This window comes from Streptomyces sp. NPDC058864 (genome assembly GCF_042742985.1).
Lineage (GTDB): Bacteria > Actinomycetota > Actinomycetes > Streptomycetales > Streptomycetaceae > Actinacidiphila.
Genome location: NZ_JBHYMQ010000069.1, coordinates 37450 through 46684 on the forward strand (window position 1 = coordinate 37450; position 9235 = coordinate 46684).

At 75.6% G+C, this 9235-nt stretch carries 5 protein-coding genes; 2 read left to right on the top strand and 3 right to left on the bottom strand.

All coding sequences use genetic code 11. The features are described 5' to 3' along the window. Positions 1-14: 14 nt before the first annotated feature. Both ACFW3D_RS34425 and ACFW3D_RS34430 read right to left on the bottom strand, forming a co-directional pair. Positions 15-3797: an nSTAND1 domain-containing NTPase gene (locus ACFW3D_RS34425; RefSeq protein ID WP_500511164.1), complete on the bottom strand. Its 3783-nt coding sequence runs from the start codon at positions 3795-3797 to the stop codon at positions 15-17. Positions 3798-4013: 216 nt separating this feature from the next. Beyond that, a complete protein-coding gene (locus tag ACFW3D_RS34430) occupies positions 4014-5525 on the bottom strand; it encodes an NlpC/P60 family protein (RefSeq protein WP_500511167.1) in 1512 nt (503 codons plus the stop codon). A 704-nt stretch (positions 5526-6229) separates the two neighbouring features. On the opposite strand from ACFW3D_RS34430, the gene ACFW3D_RS34435 reads away from it, so the two are divergent. Then, positions 6230-6778, top strand: a complete 549-nt coding sequence (locus ACFW3D_RS34435) for a GNAT family N-acetyltransferase (RefSeq protein WP_500511170.1) — start codon at positions 6230-6232, stop codon at positions 6776-6778. A gap of 15 nt (positions 6779-6793) precedes the next feature. On the opposite strand, the gene ACFW3D_RS34440 is transcribed toward ACFW3D_RS34435, so the two are convergent. Continuing rightward, the gene (locus ACFW3D_RS34440; RefSeq protein ID WP_500511173.1) at positions 6794-7372 is read right to left on the bottom strand and encodes a TetR/AcrR family transcriptional regulator; all 579 of its coding nucleotides are present in this window, start codon (positions 7370-7372) and stop codon (positions 6794-6796) included. 298 nt (positions 7373-7670) lie between these two features. Here ACFW3D_RS34440 and ACFW3D_RS34445 point away from each other — a divergent pair, with 298 nt between their 5' ends. Beyond that, positions 7671-9125, top strand: coding sequence for an MFS transporter (locus ACFW3D_RS34445; protein WP_500511176.1), 1455 nt, complete (start codon positions 7671-7673; stop codon positions 9123-9125). The last annotated feature ends 110 nt before the right edge of the window (positions 9126-9235 follow it).

Consider the following 9235-nt stretch of genomic DNA (forward strand, 5'->3'; position numbering starts at 1 on the left):
CGGCCGGCCGCCGGCTACCGGCCGGAGCCGCAGGCGCCGGGCCAGTCGTAGCCGGGGAGGAGCCGGCTCCACCGGGAGGGGTCCGAGGGGCCGGCCAGGCGGCACAGGACGCTGGTGCGGTGGCGGACGTCCGGGTCCCAGAGGCGGATCGTGCCGTCGTTGCCGGCGCTGGCCACGGTGCCGCCGTCGGGGCTGAAGGCGACGCTCCACGCGGCGCGGGTGTGCCCGGTGAGGGTGGCGGTCAGGCTCCGGGCCGCCGGGTCCCACAGCCGCACCGTGCGGTCGTTGCCGCTGCTGGCGAGGGTGCGGCCGTCCGGCGAGAAGGCGACGCCCCGGACGGAACCGGTGTGGCTGGTGAGGACCCCTGCGGCACGGGCCGTGGGCACGTCCCACAGGCGCACGGTGCCGTCGTTGCCGCTGCTGGCGAGGGTGCGGCCGTCCGGGGCGAAGGCGGCGCCGCGCACGGAGCCGGTGTGGCCGTCGAGGACGGCCGCAGGGGTTCCCGTCGCCGGGTGCCACAGGCGGATCGTCAGGTCGTCGCTGCCGCTGGCCAGGAGACGGCCGTCGGGGCTGAAGGCCAGGCAGTTCACGAAGTCGGTGTGTCCGGTGAGGGTGGTCCGCAGGTGCCCGGTCGCGGTGTCCCACAGGCGCACCGTGCGGTCGGCGGCGCCGGTCGCGAGGGTGTGCCCGTCGGGGCTGAAGGCGAGGGCGAAGACGGCGCCGTCGTGGTCGCGCAGCACGGCGCGGGTGCGCCGGGTCCGGGGATCCCACAGGCGGACGGTGCGGTCGGCGCCGGCGGAGGCGAGCAGTCGGCCGTCCGGGCTGAAGGCGACGTCGTAGACGGGCCCGCTGTGCCCGGTGAGGGTGTACGCGGGGGCGTGGCGTGCCATGTCCCAGACCCGTACGGTGCCGTCGCCGCCGGCCGAGGCAAGGGTGCGGCCGGCGGGGTCGTAGGCGGCCTTCCAGACCTCGGTGACGGGGGCGGTGTCCAGGGTGCTGCGGCTGAGGTCCCACAGGACGACGGTGCGGTCGAAGCCCGCCGTCGCGAGGAGGTCGCCGTGGACGGCCACGGCGACGGAGAGCACGTAGTCGGTGTGGCCGGCGAGGGTCTCGACGGGCAGGTGGGTGTGGACGTCCCAGCGGATGACGGTGCCGTCGCCGCCCGCCGAGACGACCGTGTGGCCGCCGGGCCCGAAGGCGAGGCCGTTGACGTCGTCGTCGTGCCCGGCGAGGGTGGCGGTGCGGCGCAGCGTGGCGACGTCCCGCAGGCGCACGGTGCGGTCGGCGCCGCCGCTGGCGAGGGTGCGTCCGTCGGGGCTGAAGGCGAGGGCGAGCACGTCACCGCTTTGGTCGCGCAGGACGGTGCGGCTGCGCCCGGTCCGGGGGTCCCACAGGCGCACCGTGCGGTCGGCGCCCGCGGAGGCGAGCAGCCGGCCGCCGGGGCGGTAGGCCAGTGCGAGGACCTCGTCGGTGTGCCCGGTCAGGACGGCCTTGCGGCCCCCGGTCGCGACGTCCCACAGCCGTACGGTGCCGTCGGCCCCGGCGGAGGCCAGCGTGCGCGCGTCAGGGGCGAAGGCCACCGCCCGCACCGGGCCCTGATGGGCCGTCAGTACGGCGATCGTGCGGCGCTCCGGCACGGACCACAGCCGTACCGTGCCGTCGGTGCTCGCCGAGGCCAGCAGCCGTCCGTCCGGGGAGAAGGCAACCGATCGCACGGGGCCGCGGTGCCCGGTGAGGACGCCCGCGGCGGCGCGTCCGGCGACGTCCCACAGCCGTACCGTCCGGTCGGAGCCAGCCGAGGCCAGCAGCCGTCCGTCGGGCGAGAACACCACCGCGTTGACGGCGCCCGTGTGGCCGGTCAGCCGCCCGGCGAAGGCGTTGGCCTGGGTGCTGAGCAGGGCGCTGCGGGCCTCGGTGGTGGGGGCGGTGCGGTAGGCGGCCTCGGCCAGCAGCATCGCGGCCTCCGGCCGGCCGGCGGCCAGTTGGGCGGAGCGGGCGGCCATCGCCTGGGAGAGCGCCGTGGCGCGCTGCCGGTCGGCGCCGAGCCGCTGCTCGACGGCGACGCCGCCCGCCAGCACCGCCAGCACCAGCAGGACGGCGAGTACGACCAGCCCGGACCGCTGCTGCCGGGCCCGGCGCCGCACGAGGGTGCGCCGCAGGTCCTCCTCGTGGGCGGAGGCGGCCAGGAAGTCCGCCTCCGCCGGGCCGAGTTCGCCGTCCCGGCGGCCCGGGCCCGCGGCCCACTCGCGGGCGGCGGCCAGCCGTGTGCCGCGGTGGAGCAGGGCCGGGTCGCGGCTCTCGCGTTCCCATTCGCGGGCGGACGCGGCCAGTTGCTGGTGCAGCAGCAGGTCGGCGCGGGCCGCGTGGATCCAGGTGCGCAGGCGCGGCCAGGCCCGCAGCAGCGCCTCGTGGACGATCTCCACGTGGTCGGTGCCGACGGTCAGCAGGCGCGCGGCGACGAAGGCGTCGAGCGCGGCGCGGGCGGCGGCCGCGTCCGGCAGCCCGTCCAGCAGGTCGGCGGTGCCGCGGGGGCGGCGCGACTGCTCGTTGTCCTCGCCGACCCGGACCAGCCGCAGCAGCAGCCTGCGGGCGGCCAGTTGCTCGGCCGGCGACAGGGCGGTGAACAGCGCCTCGGCGGCCGTGGCGACGGAGCCGTGGATGCCGCCCGCCGCGAGGTAGCCGGCGACGGTCATGGTGCGGCCGGTGCGCTGCCGCCAGGTGGCCATCAGGGCGTGCGCGAGCAGCGGCAGCGCCCCGGGGTCGCCGCCGGGCCGGGCGGCACCGGCCGGGTGGCCCGGGGACTCCGCCGCGCCGAGGTCCCGCAACAGCACCTCGACCAGGCCGGGTTCGAGCTCGGTGCCCTCCTCCCGGGCGGGCCGCACGATGCACTCGCGCAATTCGTCCGGGCTCATCGCGCCCAGTGCGAACAGCCCGTCGCTGATGACGGGGACGAGTGCCGGGTACTCCAGGCAGCGTCCGGTCACGTCGGCCCGGATCCCGAGCACGACGACGGCGTCACCGGTCGCGGCGAGCCCGGTGAGGGCGGCGATGAAGGAGCGCCGCTCGGCCTCGTCGTCGCAGAGCGTGAACGTCTCCTCGAACTGGTCGACCACGAGCACGCATCCGGTGCGCGGAGCGCCGTCGCCGTCGCCTCCCTCGGACACCCCGAGGGAGACGACGAGGGCCGCGGCCCGCGCGGAGGGCGGCGCCTGCTCACCCGGGGCCTTCGGATCTCCGCCCGCGGCGTGCTCCAGCGCATGCCCGAGGGCGTCCAGCGGCCGCGCGGTGGGGGTGCAGACGGCGACGCGCCAGTGGCCGTACGGGCCCCCGGCCAGGGCGGGGAGCAGCCCGGCCCGCAGCAGCGAGGACTTCCCGGCGCCGGAGGGCGCGACCACGGCCAGCGGCCCCTTGCCGGCCCGTCGCCCGAGGCGTTCCACCAGGTCGGCGACGGCGCGTTCACGGCCGAAGAAGCGTGCCGCGTCCTCGGTGCCGTACGCGGAGAGACCGGGGTAGGGGCAGTGCGCCGTCTCGTCACCGCCCCCTGGGGGCCGGGCACTTCGCGGTCCGGGCTGCGGCGGCAGCAGGGCGAGCAGCGCGCCGTCCGCGTCCAGCGCCTCGTCGCAGCGGCGGGCGACGTCGGCGTTGACCGGCTTGCCGCCCGTCTCGATCTTGCTGAGGTACCCCTTGCTGTAGTGGGTGAGCCGGGCCAGCGCCGACAGCGACAGGCCGCGTTCCAGGCGCAGTTCGCGCAGTGCCGCGCCGAAGGGCTCGGTCGGCCTGTGTGGTGTCCGGTCCATCCCGTCCCCGCCGCGTACGGCGCGGAGGGCGCCGTCCCCTGTTTCGGCCCGCCTCGTCGGCGTGCCCGTCGGAAGGTGAGGAGTGCGCCGGGCGGGGCGTGGTTCCCGGGGTCGCGGGGGAAGGGGCGCGTACGGTCGAGAAATGGCCACGGGCCGGCGGGCCCCACCGCCCCCGTGAGCGGTGGGACCACGCCGGCCGTGGCGGACCGGGGTCGCTCAGATGGCGCCGCCCGGGGCACCGCAGCTCGGCACGCCGGACAGCCAGGCGTCGCCGCGCATGTAGATGTTGCTGATCCAGCCCTGGTACTCCGGCAGGTACGACCAGGCGTCGTTGGTGTAGCCCTCGGCCGTCACCTGTTCCGCGTACTTCTGGCAGGACACCGCGACGTTGGTCGGACCGGCCAGCCGGACCACCACGGCGGACCCGGTGGACGGATAGGCGTGCACCGCCACGCCGGTGCCCCAGGTGCTGTACGGGCTCGCGCCGGCCGGCGTGGAGGTGCCCTTGCCGTCACAGGCGGGGATCCCGGCCAGCCAGGCGTCGCCGCGCATGTAGATATTGGTGATCCAGCCGCCGTACTGCGGGAGGTAGGACCAGGCGTCGTTGGTGTACCCCTCGGACGTCACGGTCTGCGCGTGCGTCTGGCAGCTGACCGCGACGTTCGTCGGGCCGGCCAGCCGGGCCACCGTGGTACCGGTGGTCGTGGACGGCTCGGAACGGACCGCCACGCCAGTGCCCCAGGTGCTGTAGGCGCCGCCCTGCGTGACACCGCCGCCGCCCCCGGAACCGGTCTGCGGGTCGTACGCGGAGCCGGTGCAGGTGGGCACCTCGGGCAGCCAGGCGGGCCCTCTCAGGTAGATGTTGCTGATCCAGCCGCCGCGGTTGGACAGGTACGTCCAGGCGTCGTTGGTGTAGCCCTCGGCGCTGACGTTCTCACCGTGCTGCTGGCAGGTGGCGTACACCAGGTCCGGCCCGGACAGCCGGGTCACCAGCGCCGCCGTCGTGTTGGGGTGCTGCCGCACCGCCACGTCGGTGCCCCAGGTCACCTGGAGGGTGCCGTCGTAGCCGGGCGGCTCGGTGAAGGGGCCGCCCTGCGGCATGCGCGCCACCCCGACCAGGCGGTTGTTGTCGATGCGCGCGTTGATGTCGATCACCCGCATGGGGCGCTGCGACTGGTACGCCTCCACGACGTACCCGCCGCCGAGGTAGAGCATCACGTGGCTGATGCTGTCGACCGTGCCGCCGATCCCGGTGAAGACGATGTCCCCGGGCTGCAGGTCGGAGACGGCCGGTTTGCCGCCGCCGCTGCCGTGGACCGCCTGGTAGGTGCGCCCGGCGCCCCGGTACATCGCCTCGGCGGTGCCGCCGCCGAGGATGTCCCACCCGACGGCCTTGTACCAGGCCCAGCGGACGAACCCCGAGCAGTCGAAGCCGCGGGTGTACGGGTCGTTCCAGGTCTCTTCCAGGTCGTGGATGTCGATGGTGCCGTAACTGATGCCGGGCGCCGGGCCGTGCCCGCCGCCCCATGTGTACAGCGTGCGGTTGCGCCACTCCTGGCAGGCCGCGTCCACGGCCCGGTGCGCCTCGTCGGAGGCGATGCCCTGCAGGCTGCACCAGTTCTGCTCCCCGGTCCCGGCCGCGCGGGCGGCGGCGGCCGGGACGAGCGCGAGGAGCAGGGCGGTCACCACGGCGGCGACCAGCCCGCCTCCCCAGCGTCGTGCTCTCATACGGTCTTCCCCCAAAGACGGGGCGGCGCACGGCGCCGCCCTCGGTCGCGTGTCGGCCCTCACGGTGGCCCCGAGGGGACCTCAGGCAACAGGGGTTTCCCGTTTCCTCTTCGCCTCGCGGCCGGAAAACCCCTGGTGGGCGGGGTCAGCCGCGCCAGACCTCGATGAAGGTGACGGCGTCGTTGAGCGCCGACCCGGCGTACGGCACGCTCCCGGTGAAGGTGGCGTTGCCTCTCGGGCCGGACGCGAACGACGTGGTGCGGCCGCCGGCGACGAGGCACGGGGACAGCCGGCCGGACCGCCGGTTGTCGGAGCCGAAGTTGTGTCCGGCGGGGTCGCAGGGACCGGCGTTGCCGTGGATCTCGGTGTACTCCCTGGTCGATGCCGGTGGCCCAGGTCATCAGCTCGGTCGCCGCGGCCGGGGCCGAGCAGGGCGCCGCTGAGCGTGCGGGCGGGGGTTCGCGTGCGGGCCTGGGTTCGCGTGCGGGTCGTTCATGAAGTCCTCCGGGAATGGGGTGGATTGCCCGCGCCCCGAGGACGCCGCCCGCGTCATGGCGGGCACTTGTCTTGTTCTCGCCGTACGCGCCCCGCTCCCCGGCGACCGGGCCGCCGCCGCGCCGGCGCCCGCGCGGCAGTGCCGTACAGGGGTTCCCCGGCGGTTTCCCCTTGCCCGCGTGATGGGCGGCGTGTGGTTGCATTCCCTGGTGCACGAGGGGAGAACAGGCGCGGTGATCCGGGTCCGGCGGCGGCGGGAGGCCGACCTCGACGCGTGCGTCCGGGTGCTCGCCGCGGTCCACGACAGGGACGGCTACCCGGTCGACTGGCCTGCCGCGCCGGCCGCGTGGCTCTCCGGGACGCGATCGCTCGCCGCCTGGGTCGCCGAGTCGGACGGCGCCGTCGTCGGCCACGTCGGTCTCGGCCCGGGCACCGGGGACGACGCCGCGCCCGGGCTGTGGAGCGCGCGCGAGGGCGTGGGCGCCGCACCGACCGCGGTCGTCGGCCGCCTGTTCGTCGCACCGGCGGCCCGGGGCCACGGGATCGGTGCCCTGCTGATGACGGCGGCCGTCGAGGAGGCGCGGCTGCGCGGTCTGCACCCGGTGCTCGACGTCGTCGCGTCGGACACGGCCGCGGCGGCCCTGTACGAGCGGCTGGGCTGGACGCTGCTGGCCACCGTCGAGCAGGAATGGGGCCCGGACCGGACGGTGTCCGTCCACGCCTATGCCGCGCCGCGCCCGCGGACCCCGGCAGGCTGACCGGCGCGCTGCGCGTCAGCGGCGCGCGCGGACCCCGTCGAGGGCGACGGCGAGGATGCGGTCGCGCTGGGCGTCGTCCGTGAAATTGGTCCCGGAGATGCCGGAGACCATGCGGAGCAGGTCGTCGAAGGAGATGTCGCCGCGGGCCTCGCCGGCCTCCTGGGCGCGGTCGAAGAGCGGGCCCCCGGCCTGGAACATGGACTCGCGGCAGGCCAGGAAGACGTCGGACTCGTCGCTGAGGGCCTCGCGGATGGCGCGCTTGGTCACGGTGTAGTCCACGAAGCGGCCCAGCCAGGAGGTGAGCGCCTCCCACGGCTCGCGGTCGGCGACCTCCCTGGCGACCCGGCACAGGTCGTTGACCTCGTCCGCGTAGACGGACTCGAAGAGGTGCCGGCGGGTGGGGAAGTTCCGGTAGAGGGTGGCGATGCCCACGCCCGCGCGGCGGGCGATGTCCTCCAGGGAGGCCTCCGCGCCGTTCTCCGCGAAGGCCTCGCGGGCGGCCGCCAGCAGGGCGTCGTAGTTGCGCGCCGCGTCCCTGCGGTGCGGGCGCTGGGACGCGACGATCGCGCTGACGGGGAACGTGTCGGCCGTCACTGCTGCCTCCTGACCGGAACGTTTGAAGTGGAGGGTAGCCTCCGCTACAGTGGAGGCATACCTCCACTTTAGCAGTCGGGGTGTCGTTCCCGTCGCCGCGTGCCCGGCACGCGGCGGTCGGGCGTACGCACCCCGGTGTGACCCCTCCCACGGGCCCCGCGCCGACGCGTCGCCCGTCCCCCGACCTTCCCCGGCGGCCGCCGCGCACGGCCGCCGTTCCCCAGGCTGCCCGCGCGGCCCGTACCACCACGGCCGGACGATCCCGGCCACGTCCCGTTCGGAAACGGAGAGGCTTTACATGCCACGGAAGTCCACCCGCCTCACCTTCGCGGTCCTCGCGACCGGTGCGGGCGTGTTCTCCATGCTCCAGTCGCTGATCGCGCCGGCCCTGCCGACCGTCCAGCACGCCATGCACACCTCGCAGTCCACCGCGACCTGGGTGATGACGGCCTACCTGCTGTCCGCCTCGGTCTTCACCCCCATCCTCGGCCGGGTCGGCGACCTGATCGGCAAGAAGCGCACGCTCGTCGCCGTGCTGGTGACCCTGACGCTGGGCTGCCTGCTCGCCGCGCTCGCGCCGTCCATCGGCGTCCTGATCGTCGCCCGTGTCGTCCAGGGCATCGGCGGCGCGCTCTTCCCGCTGTCCTTCGGCATCATCCGGGACGAGTTCACCGCGAGCCGGGTGGGCCCGAGCATCAGCAACCTCTCCGCGGTGATCGCCGCGGGCGGCGGCGTCGGCATCGTGGCCGCCGGCCCGATCGTCTCGGCGCTCGACTACCGCTGGCTGTTCTGGCTCCCCGTCGGCGTCGTCGCGATCACCGCGCTGATCGCCTACCGCTACGTGCCCGAGTCCCCCAGCCGTGCCGAAGGACGCGTCAACTGGCTCGGCGCCGGCCTCCTGTCGAGCTGGCTCGTCGCCCTGCTGCTGCCGCTCAGCCAGGCCACCCAGTGGGGCTGGACCTCCGGCCGCGCGCTCGGCCTGTTCGCCGCCGCGGTCGTCCTCTTCGCCCTGTGGCTGGTGGCCGAGGCCCGCTCCCGCCACCCCCTGATCGACCTGCGCATCATGCGGCTGCGCGCCGTGTGGACCACCAACACCGCCGGTCTGCTCTTCGGCGCGGGCATGTACTCGATCTGGTCCTTCCTCCCCGGCTTCGCCCAGACCCCGCGCGCCGCGGGCTACGGCTTCGGCGCCAGCGTGACGGGGGCCGGCCTGCTGATGCTGCCCATGCTGATTGCGATGTTCCTCTCCGGTGTCCTCAGCGGCCGCCTGGAACCCGTGGTGGGCGCCAAGCGCCTCCTCACGGCGGGCGCCGCGCTGGGCGCCGTGGCCTGCGGCTTCCTCGCCGCCTGGCACGACCAGCAGTGGCAGGTGGCGTTCGCGGCCGGCATCTTCGGCCTCGGCATCGGGCTCGCCTTCGCCTCGATGGCCAACCTGATCGTGCGCAGCGTCCCGCCGGAGCAGACCGGCGCCGCGAGCGGAATGAACGCCAACATCCGCACCATCGGCGGCTCCATCGGCGCGGCGGTCACCAGCGTCCTGGTCACCAGCCGGCTCCAGCCCTCCGGCCTCCCCTACGCCGCCGGCTACACCCACGCGTTCGGGCTGCTGGCCGTGCTGTGCCTGGCGGCGGCCCTGGCCGCCCTCCTCGTCCCGGTCCACCGCGCCGCCACCGCCCGCCACGCCGCGTCCGGGCCCGCCCCGGCCCCGGCCCCGGCGGAAGCCGAAGCGGTCACGTCGGCCGCCCGCGGCTGACCTCGGGCACGGGTGCGGCGCCCCTCGCGAGGGGCGCCGCACCCGCCCGCGTGCGCCGTCACTGCGGACGGGGCCCCCAACCCTCCGGCCACACCCCTGCTTTGGATTGG

Excerpts from the sequence above, each read along its gene's own strand:
- ACFW3D_RS34425 (WP_500511164.1), bottom strand. The coding sequence starts at position 3,797 with ATGGACCGGACACCACACAGGCCGACCGAGCCCTTCGGCGCGGCACTG.
- ACFW3D_RS34445 (WP_500511176.1), top strand. The coding sequence starts at position 7,671 with ATGCCACGGAAGTCCACCCGCCTCACCTTCGCGGTCCTCGCGACCGGT.
- ACFW3D_RS34430 (WP_500511167.1), bottom strand. The coding sequence starts at position 5,525 with ATGAGAGCACGACGCTGGGGAGGCGGGCTGGTCGCCGCCGTGGTGACC.